The organism is Streptomyces sp. NPDC056061 (assembly GCF_042266885.1).
GTDB lineage: Bacteria > Actinomycetota > Actinomycetes > Streptomycetales > Streptomycetaceae > Streptomyces.
Genome location: NZ_JBHJWQ010000008.1, coordinates 92793 through 114829 on the forward strand (window position 1 = coordinate 92793; position 22037 = coordinate 114829).

General features: G+C 73.0%; 13 protein-coding genes and 1 tRNA gene. 3 read left to right on the top strand and 11 right to left on the bottom strand.

Annotated elements, in window-relative coordinates:
• Positions 1–15 precede the first annotated feature (15 nt).
• Together ACFC79_RS14815 and ACFC79_RS14820 are read left to right on the top strand one after the other, a co-directional pair.
• Entirely contained in the window at positions 16–1074 is a 1059-nt protein-coding gene (locus ACFC79_RS14815) for a type III polyketide synthase (protein ID WP_376239784.1), read from the top strand.
• A gap of 357 nt (positions 1075–1431) precedes the next feature.
• Positions 1432–3126 (top strand): bifunctional 3'-5' exonuclease/DNA polymerase, encoded by a 1695-nt coding sequence (locus ACFC79_RS14820; RefSeq protein ID WP_376239787.1) that lies wholly within the window; start codon positions 1432–1434, stop codon positions 3124–3126.
• On the opposite strand, the gene ACFC79_RS14825 is transcribed toward ACFC79_RS14820, so the two are convergent.
• From ACFC79_RS14825 to ACFC79_RS14855, 7 genes are all read right to left on the bottom strand, one after another.
• Positions 3086–3319: a hypothetical protein gene (locus ACFC79_RS14825; RefSeq protein ID WP_376239790.1), complete on the bottom strand. Its 234-nt coding sequence runs from the start codon at positions 3317–3319 to the stop codon at positions 3086–3088. The genes ACFC79_RS14820 and ACFC79_RS14825 overlap by 41 nt on opposite strands.
• 356 nt (positions 3320–3675) lie before the next feature.
• A complete protein-coding gene (locus ACFC79_RS14830) occupies positions 3676–4512 on the bottom strand; it encodes a carbohydrate-binding protein (protein WP_376239793.1) in 837 nt (278 codons plus the stop codon).
• A gap of 338 nt (positions 4513–4850) precedes the next feature.
• Positions 4851–6212 carry an alpha-lytic protease prodomain-containing protein gene (locus tag ACFC79_RS14835; RefSeq protein ID WP_376239796.1) on the bottom strand — a complete coding sequence of 454 codons (1362 nt, stop codon included), beginning with the start codon at positions 6210–6212 and terminating at the stop codon, positions 4851–4853.
• Positions 6213–6408: 196 nt separating this feature from the next.
• Positions 6409–9351 carry a hypothetical protein gene (locus ACFC79_RS14840; RefSeq protein ID WP_376239799.1) on the bottom strand — a complete coding sequence of 981 codons (2943 nt, stop codon included), beginning with the start codon at positions 9349–9351 and terminating at the stop codon, positions 6409–6411.
• Between the two features lie 2 nt (positions 9352–9353).
• Entirely contained in the window at positions 9354–11237 is a 1884-nt protein-coding gene (locus ACFC79_RS14845) for an HSP90 family protein (protein WP_376239802.1), read from the bottom strand.
• A 162-nt stretch (positions 11238–11399) separates the two neighbouring features.
• Complete coding sequence (locus ACFC79_RS14850) at positions 11400–12386, bottom strand: hypothetical protein (RefSeq protein WP_376239804.1); 987 nt, start codon at positions 12384–12386, stop codon at positions 11400–11402.
• 273 nt (positions 12387–12659) lie between these two features.
• Positions 12660–13586: a TetR/AcrR family transcriptional regulator gene (locus tag ACFC79_RS14855; protein ID WP_376239807.1), complete on the bottom strand. Its 927-nt coding sequence runs from the start codon at positions 13584–13586 to the stop codon at positions 12660–12662.
• A 102-nt stretch (positions 13587–13688) separates the two neighbouring features.
• Here ACFC79_RS14855 and ACFC79_RS14860 point away from each other — a divergent pair, with 102 nt between their 5' ends.
• A complete protein-coding gene (locus ACFC79_RS14860) occupies positions 13689–14102 on the top strand; it encodes a hypothetical protein (RefSeq protein WP_376239810.1) in 414 nt (137 codons plus the stop codon).
• A gap of 817 nt (positions 14103–14919) precedes the next feature.
• Here the strand turns inward: ACFC79_RS14860 and ACFC79_RS14865 are convergent.
• The 4 genes from ACFC79_RS14865 to tmk form a co-directional block, all read right to left on the bottom strand.
• A tRNA-Thr gene (locus ACFC79_RS14865) sits at positions 14920–14993 on the bottom strand.
• A 123-nt stretch (positions 14994–15116) separates the two neighbouring features.
• Entirely contained in the window at positions 15117–16643 is a 1527-nt protein-coding gene (locus tag ACFC79_RS14870; RefSeq protein ID WP_376239813.1) for an alpha/beta hydrolase, read from the bottom strand.
• A 155-nt stretch (positions 16644–16798) separates the two neighbouring features.
• Positions 16799–18004, bottom strand: coding sequence for a DNA polymerase III subunit delta' (locus ACFC79_RS14875; RefSeq protein ID WP_376239816.1), 1206 nt, complete (start codon positions 18002–18004; stop codon positions 16799–16801).
• Between the two features lie 399 nt (positions 18005–18403).
• Positions 18404–21580, bottom strand: coding sequence for a dTMP kinase (gene tmk, locus ACFC79_RS14880; RefSeq protein ID WP_376239818.1), 3177 nt, complete (start codon positions 21578–21580; stop codon positions 18404–18406).
• Positions 21581–22037: the final 457 nt, after the last annotated feature.

Sequence of the window (22037 nt, forward strand, 5' to 3'; positions counted from 1 at the left end):
GCTAGGAGGAGTTCCATGGCGGTTCTCTGCAAGCCGGCGATCGAGGTTCCCGAGTACGTCATCACGAACGAGGAAACCCTCGAACTGGCTCGACGATTGCACGGTGATCATCCGCAGATCGATCTCGTCCTTCGTCTGATCGAACACACCGGGGTGCAGAAGCGGCACCTGATCCAGCCGATCGACAAGGTGCTCCAGCACCCGGGCTTCGACGCCCGCAGCATCACCTACGAGCAGCACACCAAGGCGCGCGTTCCGCAAGTGGTGCGTCGGGCGCTCGACCAGGCCGAACTGGAGCCGCGGCAGATCGACTTGATCGTCTACGTCTCCTGCACCGGCTTCATGATGCCGCCGCCCACCGCGTGGCTCATCGGCGAAATGGGCTTCCGGCCGGAGACCCGCCAGCTGCCCATCGCCCAGCTCGGCTGCGCCGCGGGGGGCGCAGCCGTCAACCGGGCCCACGACTTCTGCACGGCGTATCCGGACGCCAATGTGCTGGTGGTCGCCTGCGAGTTCTGCTCGCTCTGCTACCAGCCCACCGATCTGGGTGTGGGTTCGCTGCTGTCCAACGGCCTGTTCGGCGACGGCATCGCGGCCGTCGTCCTCCGGGGCAGCGGGGGCACCGGCGTCCGGCTGGAGCGCAATGGCTCGTACATCATCCCGGACACCGAGGACTGGATCTCCTACGCGGTCCGGTCGACCGGGTTCCACTTCCAGCTCGACAAGCGTGTGCCCGGCACGATGGAGCCCCTCGCCCCGGCGCTGAACGCGGTCGCCGAACAACACCAGTGGAACGCGGGGAAGATGGACTTCTACATCATCCACGCGGGCGGGCCGCGCATCCTGGACGACCTGAGCCGCTTCCTGGACGTGCCGCCCGAAGCGTTCCGCTTCAGCCGCGCGACGCTCACCGAGTACGGCAACATAGCCAGCGCGGTGGTCCTCGACGCCCTCGGCCGGATGTTCGACGAAGCATCGGCCCTGGACGGCCATCGCGGTCTGATGGCGGGCTTCGGTCCCGGCATCACCGCCGAGATATCGCTCGGCACCTGGACGTCGGAATCCGAGGCGTGACACGCCACCGGGTCCCGAAGCCCCCGGGCCCTCGGAGCCGACAGGCCCCGAGGGCCCGGAACGGGTGAACGGGACCGGGCACCTCCCGTGGGCGGCCGAATCCTTTCCGTGGGCCGGGCCCCTCCCCGGGGCGGGCCCACCATGACGGCGACGTGCCGGGCCCCTCCCCTGCCGACGACGGGACGAGGCCGCCGAGTCGTCGCGGGCCACCGCCACACCCGAGCGACGTCATCGCCACACCCCTGAGCGGCGTCGTCGCCACGCCTGGGCGGCCTCGTCGCCACGCCTGGGCGGCGTCGTCGCCACGCCTGGGCGGTGTCCCGCCCGTTGTCAGTACCGGGTGCCAGACTCGGCGGCATGACCGAACGTTGGGCTCTGGCCATCACGGAGACCGGCGGCGCGCTCCTCGCCCCGCTGGACGCCTCCGGCCTGCCCACCGCCCCGGTCCGGTCCGAGCCCGACCCCGTGGCGGCCGTCCGCTCCCGGCCGCAGGTCGCCCGCTGGGTGTGGCGGTCCACCGCCGAGATCTATCCGCGGCTGCTCGCGGCGGGCGTCGCCGTGGACCGCTGTTACGACATCGAGGCCGCCGAGTCGCTCCTCCTCGCCCACGAGGGCCGGCTGGGCGAGCCCCGCTCCGCGGCCGCCGCCCATGCCCGCCGGCACAACGCCCCCGTGCCGCCCGATCCCCCGCCCCGCGCCGCCGAGCCCGGCTCGCAGCCCTCCCTCTTCGAACCACGCCCCGGCACGGACCTGCCGTTCACCGGTCTGCTCCAGGTCTACGCCGACCAGCTCCGCCGTCACGAGTCCGCCGCCCACCCGGGCCGGATGCGCCTGCTGACCGCCTCCGAGTCGGCCGGCATGCTGGTGGCCACCGAGATGAACCGTGCCGGTCTCCCCTGGCGCGCCGATGTGCACCGGGAAGTGCTCCAGGAGCTGCTCGGCGAGCGGTACGCGGGCGGCGGGGAGCCCCGCAGGCTGGCCGAGCTCGCCGACGAGATCTCGGCCGCCTTCGGCAGGCGGGTCCGCCCCGATCTCCCCGCCGACGTCGTGAAGGCGTTCGCCCGGGCCGGAATCAAGCTGAAGTCCACCCGGCGCTGGGAGCTGGAGGGCCTGGTCCACCCCGCGGTCGAACCTCTCATCCAGTACAAGAAGCTGTACCGGATCTGGACGGCGCACGGCTGGGGCTGGCTCCAGGACTGGGTGCGCGACGGCCGCTTCCGCCCCGAGTACCAACCCGGCGGCGCCGTCAGCGGCCGTTGGACGACCAACGGCGGGGGCGCGCTCCAGATCCCCAAGGTCATACGGCGTGCGGTCGTCGCCGACGAGGGCTGGTGCCTCGTCGTGGCGGACGCCGACCAGATGGAGCCCAGGGTGCTCGCCGCGATCTCCCGCGACCCCGGGCTGATGGAGGTCGCGGGCCATGACGGCGACCTCTACACGGCCCTGTCGGACCGGGCCTTCCACGGCGACCGCGAGCACGCCAAGCTCGCCCTGCTGGGCGCGATCTACGGCCAGACCTCGGGCGACGGCCTGAAGAACCTCGCGGCCCTGCGCCGGCGGTTCCCGCTGGCCGTGGCGTACGTCGACGACGCGGCGAAGGCGGGCGAGGAAGGACGCCTGGTGCGGACGTGGCTCGGCCGCACCAGTCCGCCCGCGGCCGGGAGCGGGGAAGCCGACGAGGCCGGTATTCCGCAGGAGGATGACACCCAGCCCTCCACCGACGGCGGGTTCACCCCCGGCTACGCCTCGTCCGACGCCCGCGCGCGGGGGCGCTTCACCCGCAATTTCGTGGTGCAGGGCAGTGCCGCCGACTGGGCCCTGTTGCTCCTCGCGGCGCTGCGCCGGTCGATCGGTGCAGCGGGTCTCCGTGCCGAGCTGGTCTTCTTCCAGCACGACGAGGTGATCGTCCACTGTCCGCAGGAGGAGGCGGAGGCGGTCGTGGCGGCGATCCGCGCGGCGGGCAGCACGGCAGGCCGGACCGCCTTCGGCGAGACACCGGTGCGTTTTCCGTTCACGACGGCGGTGGTTCGGCGCTATTCGGACGCGAAGTAGTCGCCGTCCCCGGCTCCGGGTGCCGACCGGTGGCCGGGCCGCTCCCGGAGCCGTCCCCGAAACCGGCAAGGCCGTGATCGTAGTGCGCGGGGCGCAGATGCTGATGCCGATGCCGGGTGTTGAGCAGGTGGATGACGAACGCCGCGACCGCGATCATCGCCAGCACGATCACGACATTGATCAGCGTGTCCATGTGTAACCGGCCCCCTTCGACGTGCAGGGCGACGCGAACCGGCTCACCTCGCCGGGAAGCCGTACCCCCAGGCTACTCCGCGGTCGGGCACCCGACCGCCCGGACGGCATCCGGCCGCCCCGTGCCCCGCCCCTGCCCACCGCCCGGAACAACCCCCAACAACCGGAAGCAACCGGAAGCAACCCGCAAGCGCCCGGAAACCGCCCGCCCCGGCGCGGACGCGTGGGCGCCCCCGGCACGAACGCGCTCGGCCCGGACCGGAAGACGTTCCGGTCCGGGCCGAGCGCGACGCGCACCCCGCGAGAACACCCCGGCGCACGCCGCGCTGCCCGGTACGTGCAGGTGCCGGACAGCTCTCAGCCGCGTTCCCACAGCGCGGGCACGTTCGGCGGTTCCCAGCCGGGCGCGGCCGCGTGTGCCTGCAGACAGCGGTACGTGACCCCGCCGTACGTCACGACATCGCCGGCGTTGTAGTTCGTCCCGACCGCCCAGGTGCCACCGGTCGGCGGGTCGGTGGGCGGGTCGGTCGGCGGGTTGGTCGGGCCCTGCTCGACGTCGAGGACGAAGTCGAAGGTCCCTTCCCTTCCGGAACCGATGTCCCTGACGTTCATCAGGAGTGCCGGGTCGAAGAGCATGTCCGTGTTGTTGCGCGGCTCGTCCGGGAAGTACAGCTGCGTGGTCACGATGCGCGAACCGGGCGCCTGGACCTTGACGTGGATGTGCCGGGTGCGGCCCGGGTACAGCCCCGCGACGATCGTGGTCAGGGAGAAGGCCCCGGACTGGTCGGTGAACTGGTGGCCGCGGAAGGCGAACCCGTTCATGTCGTACGCGCCGTTGGTGTCCGCCTGCCAGAAGTCGAGGAGCACTCCCGGGATCGGCTTGCAGGACCGCCCGAAGACATAGCCGCTGACGGTCAGCGGGACACCCGGGGTACCGGCGGTCACCAGGCTGGTGCGGAGCGGGGAGTTGGGCTTGAAGTAGGGCCCCTCCATCTGCTCGTGGGTCGGACCGTCGCCGTCGTCGCAGTCCGGGGTGAGTGCGAGGGGCTTGCCGCTGCTTCCGGCGTCGCGGGCCAGTGCGACGCCACCACCGGCGAGCAGCGGGACGGCGCCCGCGACGAACGCGGCCTTGAGCAGGGTCTTGCGGCTGATCCGGCGGTCGTCGCCGGAACCTTCGGGCACTTCTGGAGTCATGGCTGATTCCTCGGTATGGGGGAAGGGCACGTGCATGACATCGAGCGGAGAGGCCGAAGCCGCGGAGAAGCTGCGGCGGGGCCCGCGGAAGAGCTCACCGGGGTGCACCGGGAGGCGAGCGGGCAACGGGGTGGTACGCGCCGCCCGGCCGGGAGGCCGAAGCGCGAGCCGGGCGGCGCGATGACCGGAGGTGGACCCCGGTCCCTCCGGGACCCTGCCGGAACCTCGGGTCCACCAGGCCTCCGACCCCTCGGGGGCCTGGTTCCTCCGGCGCATCCGGACCCGTCGAATCCACCGGGTCCCTCGGACCGGCCAGGCCCTCGGGCCCCTCGGATCCGTCAGATCCGCTGCCAGAGAGCGGGCGTGTCCGCCGGGGTCCAGCCGGTCTGCGCCAGGTGCGCCTGGAGGCAGCGGTAGCTGTCCGAGCCGTAGGTCACGACATCGCCCGCGTTGTAGTTCGCCCCGACCGCCCAGGTGCCACCGGTCGGCGGGTTGGTGGGCGGGTCGGTCGGGGTGCCGCTGGTGACGAGCGTGAGCCCGTACGCCTGGAGCGCCGGGTTCACCGGCTGGAAGTACGTCGTGCCGCCCTGGGAGCAGTTGCCCGAGCCGCCGGAGGTGACACCCTGCGCCTGGCTCCCGGAGATGAACGAGCCGCCGGAGTCCCCCGGTTCGGCGCACACGTTGGTGCGGGTCACCCCGGAGACGGTGCCCTCCTGGTAGGTGACGCTGGTGTTGCGCTGCTGAACGGTTCCGCAGTGCCAGCCGGTCGTCGATCCGGAGCGGCAGACCGACGCGCCTTCGATGGCCTCGGTGGACCCGGCTACCGTCACGTCGGCGTTGCCGTAGCCGTTCACCAGGGCGCGCGGCGTCCAGTTGGCGTTGGTGGCGACCCAGGAGTAGTCCCGGCCGGGGAAGGTGGACCCCTGGAAGGAGCCCTGTGCCTGCTGGTTGTAGCCGCTGGTGCTGACCCCGGGCGTGCCGCAGTGACCGGCGCTGACGAAGCCGGACTGGGTACCGCGCCTCACAGGGAAGCCGATGGAGCAGCGCCCCTGCCCGTTCATGTAGTAGGCGTCACCGCCCCGGAGGTCGGCGAACGTGCGCGGCTGCTCACTGGTCCGACGCACCGTCACGAGGCCGTCGCGTACACCCGCGGCGGCGAGGAAGGCGTCCGCGGCCGAGACGTCGGCGGCCTGGACGACCACCCGGTTGGAGGCGATGTCGACGTACCAGACGGGCACGCCGCTGGGCGCCTGCCGCCATGCCTGCCTGTCCAACGCCGCCTTGGCCGTGTTGAGTTCGGCAAGGCTGTGATCGACGACGACGGCCTCGGCACCGGCATTGCCGATCCGGGCGGCCTGGCCGGCATCGGTGGTGGCGACGGTCAGGTCTGCGGTGTCGCCACTCACCCGGGCCCCGGCGAAGTCGGCACCGAGGGAACGCTCCAGATCCGCGGCGACGACCGCGGCCCGGGCCTCCCGGCCGATCCTGGCGCGCGCCCGGGACTCGGTCAGCCCGAGGTCACGGTGCATCGCCTTCAGCAGGCCGGGCGAGAGCTGCTGAGCATCTGCGGCGGGGGTCGGGAGCGGGGCAGCGGGGTCGGCGGACGCGGTGCCGGTCAGACCGGCCAACGCGAGAGCGCCGATGGCCACGGTGGCGGTACACGCGGCCAGGGCACGTCTGCGGAGGATGGCGCTCTCCACGGAACTCTCCTTGACGTCGGGGGATTTGCCGTCAACGTAGCCGCGTACACGTCATTGCCAGGAGATCCCGTTCTCCCCCTCCCTCCGCGTTATGGGGTCAATGTTTCCGTGTCTCCGCCGCCTTGTCCGGGGCCGTGTCACGCCGCCGTCGACGCCCCCGCGTCGCCCGCCGGAACGGGACACGGCCCCGGTCGCGTCACGCCTCGTCGCGCAAATCGGCCGCCAAGGAGCTCAGCGGCTCGGTCTCCTCGGTGTGGCCCAGGGCCGCGAGGCGGGAGACCGCCGCGTCGAGGCGGGTGAGGGCGGGGGCGGTGCGTTCCAGGTAGATCCCCTCCACGGCACCCGCGAGGCGGACGCACTCGGCCCATTCACCGGCGCGGTCGTCCTCCGGTCCCGGCTCGCCGAGCAGGGCGAGGGCCTTCTCCAGGGCGGCCAGGGCGGTCTCGTACTCACCGGCGTAGGCGTTGACCCGCCCGTGTTCGTAGGCCAGGGCGGTGTCCAGGGAACGGCCGCGGGCCTCGTACTCGGCGGCACGGGCCTCGTCGGCGATCCGGCCCGCGTCGGCGAGGTGGCCGAGGGCACCGGCCAGGCCCTCGGGGCCCTGCTGCTGGGCCTGGAGGCGGGCGAGTTCGCGCAGGCAGTTGCTGAGCTGCTCGTAGCGCGGGTCCCGGGCGTGGGCCGCGAGTGCCTGCCCGACGGCCTCCCGGGCCCGGCCGAACTCTCCGGCCTCGCCGAGGAGTACGGCAGTCTCCGCGGCGATCATGGCGTGGCTCCCCGGGTCGTCGTCCCAGCCCGCCGACTCGGCGGCGAGGGCGACGAACTCCGTCGTGGCGGCCTTGAGGTCCTCCCCCGCGTGCAGTGCGCGGGCCCGGGTGAGGCGCAGTTGCGCGACGAGCCGGTCGTCCAGCTCCCCGGCGGCGACGTCCGGTTCGGTGAGGAGGGAGTCGAGCAGGGCGATGCAGTCCTCGACGCGGCCCAGGTCGATGCAGAGCTGGGCGGCGTTGCTGTAGGTGCAGAACGCTTCGGTCCGGCTGCCGTGGCGCAGGTCCAGTTCCGCCGAGCGCGTCAGGTGCCGCAGTGCGTCGTCGGGGCGGCCGAGGTGCATGCATGCCTCGGCGAGCGTGCCGTGGAGGCGGGCCGCGTCCACCACGTCGGCCGGCCAGTCACCGGCCAGACGCAGTCCCTCGGTCAGGTCGGCATAGGCGCCCTGCACGTCCCGGAGGCCGAGCCGGAGCCTGCCGCGCAGCACGAGTGCGCGGGGCAGGTGCCAGGCGGGTCCGTGTGTCCTCAGCCGGTCGAGGAGGCCGTCGGCCTCGATGGCCGCGGCGGGCAGGTCGCCGGAGATGGCGTGGGTGCTGGTCCGCAGCAGCTGGGCGTTGGCGATCTGCCCGCCGATGTCGTGCCGGGTGGCGAACGCGTGCAGCAGGTCGACCTCGGCAAGGACCGGAGCGACGTGTTCCTCGTTCCCCGTCGTCTGCAGGCGCATGCCGAGCGCGGTCGCCCGCAGCCGCAGCAGCCGGGCCTCGATGTAGGGGACGAGGTCGGACGTCTCCTCGTGCAGGCGGACCACCGACGCGTGGGCGGCGGTCAGCGCGGCGGCCTTCGCCCCGGCACCGTCGGCACCCTCCGCGGACGCCTCGGCGGCGGAGACCAGGGCGCAGGCACGGGCGAACGCCGCGTCCCCCGGCACCCCGGCGTCGGCGTACAGGTCCGCTGCCTCCTCGTGGAGGGCGGCGGCCTCGGCGAACCCCTCCTTCCGGTCCGTCCGGCCCGCCTCCTCGCTCAGCAGGTCCGCTCGCAGCCGTGCGAACGGGCCCACGGCCGGGTCGTCGGGGTGGGTGTAGTCGCGAGCGGCGACCAGCCCGCGCAGCCGCGCCCAGCACGCCTGCGCGTCCGGGTGGCCCTGCGCGTCCAACGCCCGTGCCCGGAGGATGAGTTCGGGCAGCGCCTGGGGGACGTCGGCGGTCGCGCGGGTGGGGGTGCGTGCGGCAACCGGGGCGGCCGGGGTCACATCGTCGAGGCTGCGGGTGCGCAGGGTCAGTTCCAGCGCGTCCAGGAGCGGGGCACGGTCCAGGCGGGCCCTGCGGCGGTCGGCATGGGCCGTGGTTCCGTTGCGGGCGTCGAAACGGGCGGCGAGGTCGTCGGCCCGCCCCCGCACCTCGGCGCGCAGACCGGCCACCGTCCAGGTGCGGCCCGCGTATCCGGCGGTGGGAAGGCCGCCGCGGCCGAGGACCTCGACGCGCTGGAGCAGAACCTCCACGCCGGTGAGGAAGTCGAACAGGTCCAGCGGCGAGTCCACCTCCTCGAACAGGCTGCGGTTCTCGGCGAGGAGTTCCAGACCGCGTGCCTCGTTGCCGGTCAGCGCGCAGAACTCCAGGTGCCGGCCGATCTCCCCGGACATCGAGGGATTACGGCGGCAGCTGCGGTATCCGGCGAGGTGCAGTTCGCGCGCCACGTCGGCGCGGCCGGTACGCAGCAGGGGCAGCAGCGCGTACGAGACGGAACGGGCCGGCTCCTCCTGGCAGGATTCCGTCCCGGCCAGGACGGGCTCCCAGACGTCCAGCGCCCGCTCGTCGTCGCCCGCCCCGAGGTGGTACAGGGCGCGCTCGCAGGTCTCGCATGCCTCGCAGTCGCTGAGCCGGGTCCGCGAGCGGCCCGCCCACAGCTCGTAGGCGAGGGCGGTGTCCTCGCCGACGTGGGCGGCGAGCTGGTACGCCTCCCCGTAGTAGGGCTGGAGACCCAGACCTGCCTTCTCGTACCGGTCGCGCATCTCCGTCAGCCACTGGCGCAGAGCGGCAAGCGGCATCTCGGGCAGCTCGCGCAGGGCGTTGGACACCCACTTGAACCGCCAGAACAACGTGTGGCGCCGCCGCTCGTCGAAGACGTCAGGCTGCTCGTCGAACAGGGTGAGCAGGCGCGCGAAGACGACCGGCGACTTGCGGGGCTCGGAGCCGTAGGTGTACGCCTCCTGGAGCTCGAAGAGCGCGTGGACCAGCGGGACGGGCTCCGCGAACTGCTCGGCGGCGTCGACGAGTTCCTCGGCGATGATGGTGCGGGTGCGGCCGTAGGGGCGCCGGTCGTTCTCCTGGAGCGCCTGGTACAGCTCGTCGGTGCTCTGGGGACGGGGTGCGGTGGGCATCGTCAGCTGTCCTTGCGGAGGGCGTGGGCGAGAAGGTCGAGGAAGGAGCGGTTGATGAGGCTCGATTCGGCGGGCCTCAGCGGTCGCCGGGACAGCAGCACGGCCTGCCCGTAGAGGGCTTCGGCACTGGTGCGGGCCAGTTCGGGCTCCTCGATGGCGACGGCGGTGCGGACCAGCGGGTTGAGCTGGTTGAGGATCAGCTGGGCCCGCGGCGCCTCCTGGCGCAGGGCGCCGAGGATGTCGCCCCACAGCCCGCCCTCCTGCTCGCGGGCCAGCTGGGAGCGCGTGCGCTCGTGCCGGGCCTCGCGGCTGTCGACGAGGAGGGCGGGGGCGGAGGCGGGCTGGAAGGTGCGCAGCGCGACGTCGCAGTCGAAGACGGCGAGGGCGTCGCGGGCCAGGGCGAGGTAGGCAACGGCGGCGAGTTCCGTCTCGCGGTCGACGGGGTCGAGGTGCGCGGTGAGGGTCGCCGGGTCGAGGTCGGCGACAACGGCCTCGGGCCTGATCTCGGGCAGTCGGTGGACCAGTTCGCGGTCGTAGGTGTAGCCGCCGTTGACGACGCCGAGTCCGGCGGCCGAGGCGATCGCCGCGACCTGCCGGAACTCCTCCACGCTCGACGTCACGAGCACGGTGCGGTGGGTGCGCGCGAACTCGTCGAGGGTGGTGTGCCCGTCGGTGGTCTCGAACGGCAGCCAGGGCAGCAGCATCCGCAGGATCTCGTCGTCGTGCACCGCGAGCGACTTCACGGCGAGGTGGTGGGCCCGGAGGAAGCGGGCGAGCAGGTCCGGGTCACCGGCGGCGGCACGGGCGATCCACGCGCGCAACTGCTCGGCGAGGGCGTCGCGCACGGCGGCGAGCGTGTCGTCCTCGTACAACGACTCGCGGGACGCCGTCGGGCGCAGGCTCTCCGCGTCGACGACGCAGCGGACGAAGAACGCCCAGTCCGGCAGGATCTCCTCGGCCTGCTCGGACAGCAGCATGCCCTTGACGTGCACGCGGTGGCCGTGACGGCGCCCGGCCGGCACCGCCTCGGGCAGCACGCACGCGATGCCTTTCAGGCCCACGGCCGGCAGGTCCAGCTCGATGGTGTCCAGCGGCGTGAACCCGAAGACCTCCTCGCCGTACGCGGCAAGGGCGCGGGAACGGGTGCCCGGGGTGGGGTACGTACGTGCCCAGGGTGCGGGCTCGGGGTTGACGGGCGCGCCCGTGCCGCCCGTGCCGCCCGTGCCGCCCGTGCCGTCGTCGAAGGTCACCGGGTGGCGCAGCAGCGAACCGAAGTGCCGGGCCAGCGCGTGCACCTGCGTCGGCCGGGTCCACTCGCCCGCGTCGCCGCGCGGCGTCAGCGTGATGGTGGTACCGGGCCGGGGGCGGGCCGATACGGGCAGGGTCCGGACGGTGTAACTGCCGTCGCCGCGCCCCCGCCACTCGACGGCGGGGGCGCCGGGGGTGCGGGCCGAGCGGCTCACGACGTGGATCTCGTCCGCGACCAGGAAACAGGAGAGCAGGCCGATTCCGAACTGGCCTATGAAGTCGCCGCGTTGCTCGGTGATCTGTTCGGCGCGCTTGCTGCTGCGGCCGATCGTGGCGAGGAAGGTGTGCACGTCGGCCTCGGTGAGACCGACGCCGTCGTCCTCGACGCGCACCACCGAACCGTCGGCGTACAGGCGGATGCCGAACGCGTCGGCGGGGGCGTCCGGTTCGAGGCCACGCCGGGCGGTCAGCGCGTCCACCGCGTTCTGCAGAAGTTCGCGCAGGTAGACGCGGGGGCTGGAGTAGAGGTGATGGGAGAGGAGATCGACGAGGCCGCGCAGATCCACCTGGAAGGTGCGATCGGCGCCGGCCGTGCTCGCGGCGGTGTCGGTGTCGGTGTCGGTGTCGGGCAAAGTCATCGGGCAGTCCGAAGGAGGAGGAGCGGCAGGGGGACGGGTGCAGGAAGGAACCGGGATCGGCGGCGGAGGAAGGACGGCATCGCCAGGTGGCGGACGGAGCAGCCACCGGCGGAGGAAGGACAGTAACGGCAAGCGGCGGACGGAGCAGCCACCGGCGTGCGCTCAGGCGCGGCGGTGGCTGCGGGCGAACTGCTTCTCGGGCTCCGCGAAATAGGCCCAGGGCCAGCTGGTGTAGGCACCGTCGAGTGCCTGGAAGACGCGCCGGACCGTATGGCGCTCACCGGCCAGCGACAGGGCCATGGCGAACATGTTGAAGTCGTGCTGCCAGCCCGGACGCCGGTCGTAGGCGGGGTGCAGGATGCTGTGATCGGCGGCGGCCCGCAACTCGGCCTGGATCTCGGCGGTTTCGAGGCAGTCGCCGTCGTCCGACTCGACCCATTCCTCGATGTGCGCCATGGCGACCACGCAGCCGAGCCGGTGGCCCTGCGGGGCGCGGGCCAGTGCGTCGCGGGCGAACGCCAGGGCCCGGCCCGGCTCGCCGCCCCAACGGGGCTGCACCTGCGACAGCCATTCGAGGTGGGCCTCCAGGCCCAGGGGATCGCGGCGCAGGGCCGCGTCGAACCGGGTCTCGTTGACGGCGCGGCCCAGCGACATCCCGCGCCCGGAGGTGAGGAGGCGGCACCACGGCGCGGCCCACTCCGGCCGCAACTCGGCGGCCTCGAACAACTGTTCCTCGGCGATGCCGAGCCGTTCGTGGAAGACCCGCCACTGCTCCTGCGTGACGTCCACGGCACGCGCGGCGGTGCGCGCCTCCCAGCCCCAGTCGATGTGGCGCGCCCCGGATATGAGGAGGGCCGTCGCCCGGTGCTCCTTGTCCTCCTCCACAGCCCGGCCGATCCAGTCCTGCACACCGCCCAGACCGGCGAGTTCGCCGAGAACCCGGTGGTCGCGGCCGAGATCGAAGGGGGCCAGCGCCTCCTTGACCGCCTCCCAGTCACCCGCGTCGGCCGCCTCCACCAGCGCGAGCACCCGTACGTCCCCGAGCGCGCGCAGCGTGTACATCCCGCTCTTCTGCCTGCGCGGCACGGGAAGGGCATGCGCATCCGCCCCCGGCCCCTCCCCACCCCTGCCGAACAGCTTGCCCAACATGCCGCGCCCTCCCCTGGTCCCGCGTGAACGTCGGGTGCAGCATAAGCGGCCGCACCGACATCACTTCCACATGGTTTTCACTGCGGTTTCACGCCTTCCCACCCGGATCGGCAACCCCGGCCCCCCGCCGCCTCCCGGGCCCATCGACACCCCGCCCCCACACACCCCACGCGCCCCGCACCCCGCACCCCGCACCCCGCACCCCGCACCAAGCACCAAGCACCAAGCACCAAGCACCAAGCACCAAGCAGGATCCCCCTCCCCACTCCCCCCTCACACCGCTCCCGCACCGCCCGGCGCCAGCTGGTCGAACCCCCTTCCGGTCTCCAGCACACCCCGCACCCGCTCGATCCGCGCGTCGTCCCAGACCACCTCGGGGTCCAGCTCCAAGAAGGCCAGGGCGATGCCGATGACCCCCGCCGCGGGCAGCCCCGACACGGTCGCCGCCCCCGCGGGGCCGTCGGCCGGGGCCGACTGCGGGACCGGCTCACCCGCGTCGGGCAGGGACAGCGCGGTGAGCACCAGTCCCCGCATGGTCGCGTTGACCAGCACCGCCAACGACTCGAACCCGCCCGCACCGGGACGGAGCCGATATCCGACGAGTGACGCGAGCCGCCCGTACGCCCCCGCGATCCGGGTGGCGAAGGCCCGCTCGGACTCGGCGAGGGCCCGTTGCAGATCACCCCGCAGTTCCCCGTCGTCGAGGCTTGAGTACGTGGCGTGCAGGGCCAGGTACGTCCGCCACTCCGTCGAACGGCGCATGGCCTCGAAGTCCTGCTCGGCGCCGTGCCGCAGCAGCTCGACAAGGAGTTCGTGACGGGAAGCGGGCGTACGGAACCAGTCAAGGCGCTCCAACGCCCGGACCCTGACCCGCTCGACCGTCTCCCGGTCGGAGACGGCGGCCGGAGCCGCGGCCTTGGCGAGTTCACGCAGCAGGTCGCTGAAGAACATGTCCTTGTACGGCCAGCGTCGGTACACGGCGCTCCGGGAGACGCCCGCGTCGCGGATGACGTCCTCCAGTCTGATGTGCTCCAGGCTCACGGTCAGCCCGGTGCTGTTGACCATGGCCAGGGCGCACCGGAGCATCCGCTGCGCGGTCTCCGCGTCCGACAGCCGACGCCGTCGGCCCGCCAGGCCGGTGGGGCCCTGTCCCCGCGCGCCCTCGACGCCGTTCCCGCCGCGCTGCTCGTCGTTCTTCAACTCGTCTCCTATGAAACATGGTGTTTCAAGTTTCATGTCTGCTAACTTGAGGCTCACAGTACTCGGAGTACACGCACAAGCACGACGAGAACGGGGAGAACCATGTCCGACCGAAGCACGACGATCGGCGCTCTGCGGGCCGGGGCGGTGCTGACTCTGCTCAGCGCATGCGTCACGGTCGCCCTGAGCGGCGATCTCGCCGACCAGTTGCACGCCCTCTACCCCGCCGACCCCACCAGGGCCGAGACCGCCGAATCCAGCATCCTGACCTACCTCTTCGCCCTTGAGGCCATCGGCCTCGGCCTGTGGTGGTGGACGGCGCGGGCAGTCAGGAACGGCAAGCCGCGGGCCCGAGCCCTCGCGACCGGCGCCTTCGTCGCCGGAACGGCGCTCTCCCTCTACCACTTCACCCAGCCGCACCCGTTCCTCATGACCCTGGCCGGCGCACTGCCCTCCCTCGCCGGGCTGGTCGCGGTGATCCTGCTGTGGTCCCGCAACACGGCCGCAGCCACCTGACCGGACTCGCCGGCCCGGACGGCGAATCCGACAATCGGCCGCGCCCCGTCGTGGAAGGGCCGGGTCGGAGCATGCCCGCCCCGGCCCTTCCACAAGGGCGCTCCGATCACCGAGGGCCTGCTCAAGCCCCGTCACGTCGTCGGACAGCCCTCGCCCGGCTCCACCGCTTCGAGCGCCTCGCCATCCGACGGGAACTCCACACCGCCGTCCGACGGGAACGCCGCACCGAGCCCCACGAGCAGCGCGTCGTCTCGTTCGCGACTATTTCCTTTCGGCCCGGCTGTACGGCCTCCGTGCCCGCCCGGACTCGTCCGCCCCCCCTGATGAGGCCCACGACGACGGACAAGCCGGTGACGACCGCCGCCACCAGTGCCGTCCGGGTCGAATTCCCACGGAACTCGGGTTCCGCCTCGGCACGACGCCGATCGGACACGCGCCGAAGATGTTCACGCCGACCAGTCCGTCACACCATGCCGCCCCTTCGTCTTGACATACCGTCAGCGCGGCGCACCCGGGTTCCGTCCCGAAGCCGGTCCGCATCCCTCGCCCTCGCTCACACCCACCCCTGACAGGCAGGGAAAGACGCGAGTACCCCCTGCGTCGAAAGTCCCTCATGGTGATGGTGGAGTCGGCCCGACATGGAGGGCCGACGGATCGCATACGCATTACATGCGCACCGATGCGGCAACCGGACGTCGTCCTCGGCCCCACGCATGACGACACATTGACCTGACCACAAGCACCCGATTCACCCTGCCCAGGTGCGAGCAAAACAAGAAACCCCAGGTCAACGACTACCTGACCTGGGGTTTGCCTGAGCCGCCTTCGGGATTCGAACCCGAGACCTACGCATTACGAGTGCGTTGCTCTGGCCAACTGAGCTAAGGCGGCGCGCCCTGTCGCACTATGGTGCGATCAGCAGCGTCGCCAAGTCTACACAGTTTCCGGGGGTGCTCCGCACCATCCCCGTTCCCGCCCGTTCTCGCAGGTCAGTGGCCCGATCGGCGGAGGTGCTCAGGAACACTGCGTGCCGTCGTCCGGCGGAGTGCCGTCCAGGAGGTAGGTGTTGATCGCCGCGTCGATGCACTCGCTGCCGCGCCCGTACGCGGTGTGGCCGTCGCCGCGGTAGGTGAGGAGGGTGCCGGAGGAGAGCTGGCCGGCCAGGGACTCGGCCCACTTGTACGGGGTGGCCGGGTCGCGGGTGGTGCCGACCACGACGATCGGGGCGGCGCCCTCGGCCTCGATGCGGTGTGGGGTGCCCGTGGAGCGGACCGGCCAGTGGGCGCAGCTCAGGGCGGCCCAGGCGAAGGCACGACCGAAGACCGGGGACGCCTTCTCGAAGTCGGGAAGTGCCCGGGTGACGGCCGGGGCACCGGTGAAGGCGGGCGGCATGTCCAGGCAGTTCACCGCGGCGTTGGCGAACATCAGGTTCGCGTACGCGCCGTTCGGCTCGCGCTCGTAGTAGCTGTCGGACAGGGAGAGGAGTCCGGAGCCGTCCCCCTTCGCCGCCCCGGTGAGGGCATCGCGGAGCTGGGGCCAGGCCGACTCGTCGTACATGGCCGCGATCACGCCGGTGGTCGCGAGCGACTCGGTGAGCTCGCGGGAGTCGCCCGTGGGGACCGGTTTGGTGTCGAGGGCGGCGAAGAGCCCTTTCAGGCGGGTGGCCGCGTCGGCGGTGGAGGTGGTGCCGAGCGGGCAGTCGGCCCTCTTCACGCAGTCGGCGGCGAAGGACTGGAACGCGGTCTCGAAGCCCGCTGTCTGGTCGCGGTTCACATCGAGCGCGGGGAGCGACGGGTCCATCGCCCCGTCCAGGACCATGCGGCCCACCCGGGCGGGGAAGAGGTCCGCGTACGTCGCGCCGAGGTAGGTGCCGTACGACGCGCCGACGTAGTGCAGCTTCTCGTCGCCCAGCAGCGCCCGCAGCATGTCCATGTCCCGTGCCGTCTCGACGGTGGAGACGTGCGGCAGAATCCGGGCCGAGTGCCGCTCGCAGCCGCTCGCGAACTGCTGGTAGGCGCTGCCGAGCCGGTCGACCTCGGCCGCGTCGTCCGGGGTCTGGTCGACCTGGGTGTAAGCGTCCATCTGCGGCCCGTCGAGGCACTCGACGGGCTCGCTGCGGGCGACCCCGCGCGGATCGATGGCGACCATGTCGTAACGGGCCCGGACCTGGGCGGGGTAGCCGATGGCCGCGTAGCTCTGGAGATAGCCGATGGCGGAGCCGCCGGGGCCGCCCGGATTCACCAGGAGGGAGCCGATCCGCTCACCGGGACCGGTGGCCCCGGCGCGGGAGACCGCGAGGTCGATGTCGCCGTCACCCGGCTTCGCGTAATCCAGGGGGGCCTTCATCGTCGCGCACTGGAACCCCTCGACGCCGCAGTCCCGCCAGTTCAGCTGCTGCGCGTAGTACGGCCGGAGCGCGGCGGGTGTGGCGGCGGCGGACGGAGAGGAACTCGCCGACCCGCCACTGCTGCAACCGGAGACGAGGAGACCGGCCGTGCAGAGTGCGGTGGCGAGGGTGCGGAGCGGGCGCCTGGAGTCCATCCCCGGAGCGTAGCCGCCGGGGCACGGATCGCCCCGCTTACCGCCCTTACGGGTGAAAGGGCCGATACGGGCGATGACGACGGCGGGCCGCTGTGCCGTGCGCGTCGGTGCGGACGGCTCGCGGTCGGTGCCGCGCCCGGACGGGGACCGGCGCCTCAGCCCGCGCGCAGCGCCATCGTCATCGCCTCCACCGCGAGCAGCGGCGCGACATTGCGATCCAGGGCCCGTCGGCAGGCGATCACCGCTTCGATCCGGCGCAGGGTGCGCTCGGGCGTGGAGGATTCGGCGACCCGGTCGAGGGCGTCCTGCGCGTCCCCGTTGGCGATGGCGATCCGCGAACCCATCTGCATGGCCAGTACGTCGCGGTAGAAGCCGGTCAGCTCGGTGAGTGCGAGGTCGAGGCTGTCACGTTGGGTACGCGTCCTGCGGCGCTTCTGCCGGTCCTCCAGCTCCTTCATCACACCCGCCGTGCCGCGCGGCATCCGGCCCCCGGAGGCGGCGCCCAGCGCGGCCTTCAGCTCCTCCGTCTCCTTGGCGTCGACCTCCTCGGCGACCTGCTTGGCATCCTCGGTGGCGGTGTCGATCAGCTCCTGGGCGGCCTTGAAGCAGCCTCCGATGTCCTCGATCCGCAGCGGCAGCTTCAGGACGGCGACACGACGGGAGCGGGCCCGCTCGTCCGTGGCGAGCCGGCGTGCCCGGCCGATGTGGCCCTGGGTGGCACGGGCCGCGGACGCGGCCCGCTCGGGATCGATGCCGTCGCGCCGGACGAGCACGTCGGCGACCGCGTCGACCGGGGGCGTGCGCAGGGTGAGGTGGCGGCAACGGGACCGGATGGTGGGCAGCACGTCCTCCAGGGACGGGGCGCAGAGCAGCCAGACCGTACGGGGCGCGGGCTCCTCGACGGCCTTCAGCAGCACGTTCCCCGCGCCCTCGGTGAGCCGGTCGGCGTCCTCCAGCACGATGACCTGCCAGCGTCCCCCGGCCGGGGAGAGCTGCGCCCGGCGGACCAGCTCGCGGGTCTCCTTCACACCGATGGACAGCAGGTCCGTACGGACCACCTCGACGTCCGCGTGCGTACCGATGAGGCTGGTGTGGCAGCCGTCGCAGAAACCGCACCCGGGCGCACCGCCCAGTGCGCGGTCGGGACCGGTGCACTGGAGCGCGGCGGCGAAGGCCCGGGCGGCGGTGGAACGGCCGGAGCCGGGCGGACCGGTGAACAGCCAGGCATGGGTCATCTTCGACCCCGGCTCCACCGGCTCGTCCCCGGCATGGGCGGTGACCAGCGCATCGGCGTCCCGGGCGGCGGCACCGAGCTGCTCCTGCACCCGGTCCTGCCCGACCAGGTCGTCCCATACGGTCATGGGTCACCGCCCTTCCGGTGGTGTGCGGCAAGGCGGCCGCACGGTTGTCGTCGTGCGATGCGGCGACGCGGCCGGTCGGCGCCGCCCGTCACCACTTCGCTGCTTCGCCACGTCGCTGTTCCGCAACGTGGCCCCGCCCCGGGCCTCCGGCCCTCCGGTCTTCTCGCCCCGGCCCGGCCCCGGCTTCCCGGCCTTCCCGTTCCGTCCGGGCCGTCCGTTCAGCCGCCCGGGCCGTCCGGTGCGTTCCGGCTCCCCCACGATGGAAGCCGGTCCCGGTCCCGGTCCGGCTTCCATTGTGGGGGACGGGTCCGACAATCCCGGCCGGGCCGCACTCCGGCGGCCCCGCCGAACGCAACGTCCCGTCCCCTCCCGTCCCCCTCGGCCTTCGCGCCGTCCCGCTCAGCGACGCGGACGGCGTCCCCGGCCGGAGGGCCCCGGCCCGTCGTCGTCCCGGTGGTCGCCCAGCAGCTCGTCCGCCAGCGTCGGCAGATCGTCCAACGGGGTCTCCTCCGCCCAGTCGGGGCGCGGGCGCCGGGCGCGCGACTCCCGGTCGTCCCACTGGTCCTGCGTCTGCTGCGGCCCGTTCGCGTGCGGGTCGCCGATCTGCGGGAGCTCGCGCGTGCGCTCGTTCTCGCCCTCGGCCGAGGAACCCGCCGGGCGACGCTCGTCGCGGAAGATGCCTCGCGGGACCCGGTCCGCCGGATCCGCGTCGCGCACGCCCCTCCCGCCACGGGCGTCGTACGCGTCCCGCCCGTCACGTACCGGCGGGAGAACCGCCGTCTCGTCCGCGGCGCCCCCGGCGCCGGGGCGGTCCGACGGATCCCGGAACTTCGGCAGCATCGCCGTCTCGGCCTCGTCGGACCGCGCGGGCCTCTTCGTCGGCGAGGGCACCTGCTGCGTCACGTCGTCCGGGTCGATGATCGGCGTCGGCACCGTGATCTCGTTGTCCGGCACGGATGCCGCGGCGGCAGCCTCCTGCCTCGCCGCCTCCGCCGTGGCGGCGGCCTCGGCCTCGGCCCGGCGGCGGGCCTCCTCGGCCCGCACCAGAGCCTCCTCGGCCCGGCGCTGCTTCTCCAGCCGCGCCTCCTCGGCCTCCTTGCGCAGCCTGGCCTCCTCCTCGGCCTTCTTGCGCAGCCTGGCCTGCTCGGCCTCACGGGCGGCCTCCTCGGCCTCCCGCTTGACCCGCTCCGCCTCGGCCCGCCGGCGGGCTTCCTCGGCCCGCTGCCGGGCCTCCTCCGCCTGGCGCTCCGCCTCGCGCCTGCGCGCCTCCTCCAGCTCGCGGCGCTTGCGCTCCTCCTCCTCGGCCCGGAGCTTGGCGAGCTGCTCCTGCCGCTCGCGCTCCAGCCGCTCCTCCTCGGCCTTCCGGGCCGCCTCTTCCTCGGCCTTGCGCCGGGCCTCTTCCTCGGCCTTCCGGCGCGCCTCCTCCTGAGCCTTGATCTCGGCCTCGGAGAGCGGGAGGAGCTGGTCGAGCCGGTGGCGCACGGCCGTGCTGATCGTCTCCGGGTCCTGACCGGCGTCCACCACCAGGTAGCGCGTCGGGTCGGCCGCGGCCAGCGTCAGGAAGCCGGACCGCACCCGGGCATGGAACTCCGGCGGCTCGGACTCCAACCGGTCGGGCGCCTCGGTGAACCGTTCCCTCGCGGTCTCGGGGTCGACATCCAGCAGGACGGTCAGGTGCGGCACGAGTCCGCTCGTCGCCCAGCGCGAGATCCGGGCGATCTCGGTCGGCGAGAGATCACGGCCCGCGCCCTGGTACGCGACGGACGAGTCGATGTAGCGGTCGGAGATGACGATCGCGCCCCGCTCCAGGGCCGGGCGGACGAGCGAGTCGACGTGCTCGGCGCGGTCGGCGGCGTACAGCAGCGCCTCGGCCCGGTTGGAGAGCCCGGCCGACGACACGTCGAGCAGGATGGAGCGCAGCCGCTTGCCGATCGGGGTCGCACCCGGCTCCCGGGTGACGACGACCTCGTGGCCCTTGGCCCGGATCCACTCGGCGAGCGCCTCGACCTGGGTGGACTTGCCCGCGCCGTCGCCGCCCTCCAGGGCGATGAAGAAGCCGGTCGCGGCGGGCGCGACGTCCGGCTCGCCGCCGCGCAGCGCCTCGCGCAGGTCTCGGCGGAGCGGCACGCCCGAGCGGTCGTCCGTCTTGGCGAGGACGATCACGGCGACGGGCAGCAGCAGCGCACCGATCAGCATCAGCGCGAAGGCCGCCCCGCCGTGGGCGAAGACGAAGGCTCCGGACGCCAGCCGGTGGGCACCGATCGCGGCGGACAGCAGCGGGCCGGCGAGCGCGCCGACCGCGACGAGGACCCGTACGACGGCCTGGAGGTGTTCCGTGGTCCGGGCCCGGCGGGACTCCTCGGTCTCCTGGTCGATCAGGATGTGCCCGGTGCGGGCGGAGACACCCGCCGCGTATCCGGCGATGACCGCGATCAGCAGGACCGTCGCGGTGTCCGGCACCAGGCCCATGGCGAGGATCGCGATACCGGTGACGGCGATGGCCAGCGCGAGCAGTCGGCGCCGCGACAGCGTGGGCAGCACCTTCCCCGCGGTACGGATGCCGATGCCGGTGGCGCCGGTCAGCCCGAGGATCAGCAGGGCGAAGGTGACGGGACCGCCGTCCAGTTCCCCGGCGTGCAGGACGGACGCTGCCGCCGCGGCGGCGATCGCTCCGGCGACGGCGGACGAGGCGCCGACGAGCACCGGCAGGACCCCGGTGCGGCCCCGGTCGGGCGCGCCACCGGTCGACGGACGGCGCAGGCCCTCCAGCGGCGAGCGCGGGCGGGGCGTCTGCGAACCGGGCAGGTGCAGGAAGTACAGGGTGGAGATCGAGGCCGAGAACAGACCGGCCGCGACGTACGAGCCGAGCGCCGCCTGGTGGGCGGAGAACCAGTCCAGGCCCGAGCCCAGCAGGTTGCCGACCAGCGTGGCGACCAGCAGGACGGCCGCCGCGGCGGGGATCGCGGCGAAGTCGGTGCGCAGGGAGAGCCGCCGCAGGGCGTCGAGGTGGTCGGGGAGCGGGCGCACCGCGGCGCCCTCCGGGGGCGGGCCGGGCAGCAGTGCGGGGGCCGCGCCGTCCTTGGCCACCGTCCACAGGCGTTCGGCCCCGCCGACCAGGAAGACGGTGATGAGGATCATCATGAGTGCCTGCTCGGGCATCCAGTCGATCCACAGCGGTGCGACGACCAGCAGTGCGAGCCGGAACCCGTCCGTCCCGATCATCAGCCACCGCCGGTCCAGCGGCCCGCCCGGCGCGGTGAGCGTCGTCAGCGGCCCGAGGAGTACGGCTCCGAAGAGCAAGGTGGCAAGGATCCGGGCACCGAACACCGCGGCGACGGCGAATGCCGCCCCTCGGTACCCGGCTCCGAATGAGCCCTCCAGGACCGCCGCTTGCAGCGACATCAGCACCAGCACGAGAAGGGCGAGGGCATCGCCGATACTGCCGACGAGCTGGGCGCTCCACAACCGCTTCAGCGGCGGGACACGCAACAGGGCTCGTACGGCGCGCTCGCGTGAGTCTGCGGCAAGTGCGTCGGAGGTGGGGCTCACGACCGTTGGCTGCTCGGCTCGCGTCATCCGCCCAGCCTATCCGGAGCGGCGGGGTCCCCGGAGGCCCCGCCCGAACATGTGGACGCCGAGGCGGGGCGGAGTGCCGTGCTGCCCCGGTCGACCACTGTGCTCTCCGACGCTCTCCGGCCGGAAGCGGAACCACTCCGTCGAGGCAACGGGACCGGCCGCACCGAACCGCCGTGACAATCCGTTCGGCACCCGCCACCGGGCGCCCACGCGCCCGCCCGGCCCGTTCGGCGACCGTCACGTCCTCCGGCACCGGGCCGCCGGGACACTCCGGTCACGGCCCCACGGCACGGCCCCGCCGCCTCACCGGGCCCTGCGGCCTCACCAGGACCTGCCGCCTCGCCCGGTCCCGCGGACCTCACCCGGACCTACACGCCTCGCCCATCCCGCTGCCACGCCCCAGCCCCGCCGCCTCACCCGGACCTGCGGGCGAGGCGACCGTACGGCCCCGTGTACG

Bases quoted from the DNA above. Each gene is read 5' to 3' on its own strand.
- ACFC79_RS14815 (WP_376239784.1), top strand. From the start codon at position 16: ATGGCGGTTCTCTGCAAGCCGGCGATCGAGGTTCCCGAGTACGTCATC.
- ACFC79_RS14820 (WP_376239787.1), top strand. From the start codon at position 1,432: ATGACCGAACGTTGGGCTCTGGCCATCACGGAGACCGGCGGCGCGCTC.
- ACFC79_RS14825 (WP_376239790.1), bottom strand. From the start codon at position 3,319: ATGGACACGCTGATCAATGTCGTGATCGTGCTGGCGATGATCGCGGTC.
- ACFC79_RS14830 (WP_376239793.1), bottom strand. From the start codon at position 4,512: ATGACTCCAGAAGTGCCCGAAGGTTCCGGCGACGACCGCCGGATCAGC.
- ACFC79_RS14840 (WP_376239799.1), bottom strand. From the start codon at position 9,351: ATGCCCACCGCACCCCGTCCCCAGAGCACCGACGAGCTGTACCAGGCG.
- ACFC79_RS14845 (WP_376239802.1), bottom strand. From the start codon at position 11,237: ATGACTTTGCCCGACACCGACACCGACACCGACACCGCCGCGAGCACG.
- ACFC79_RS14850 (WP_376239804.1), bottom strand. From the start codon at position 12,386: ATGTTGGGCAAGCTGTTCGGCAGGGGTGGGGAGGGGCCGGGGGCGGAT.
- ACFC79_RS14860 (WP_376239810.1), top strand. From the start codon at position 13,689: ATGTCCGACCGAAGCACGACGATCGGCGCTCTGCGGGCCGGGGCGGTG.
- ACFC79_RS14870 (WP_376239813.1), bottom strand. From the start codon at position 16,643: ATGGACTCCAGGCGCCCGCTCCGCACCCTCGCCACCGCACTCTGCACG.
- ACFC79_RS14875 (WP_376239816.1), bottom strand. From the start codon at position 18,004: ATGACCGTATGGGACGACCTGGTCGGGCAGGACCGGGTGCAGGAGCAG.
- tmk (WP_376239818.1), bottom strand. From the start codon at position 21,580: ATGACGCGAGCCGAGCAGCCAACGGTCGTGAGCCCCACCTCCGACGCA.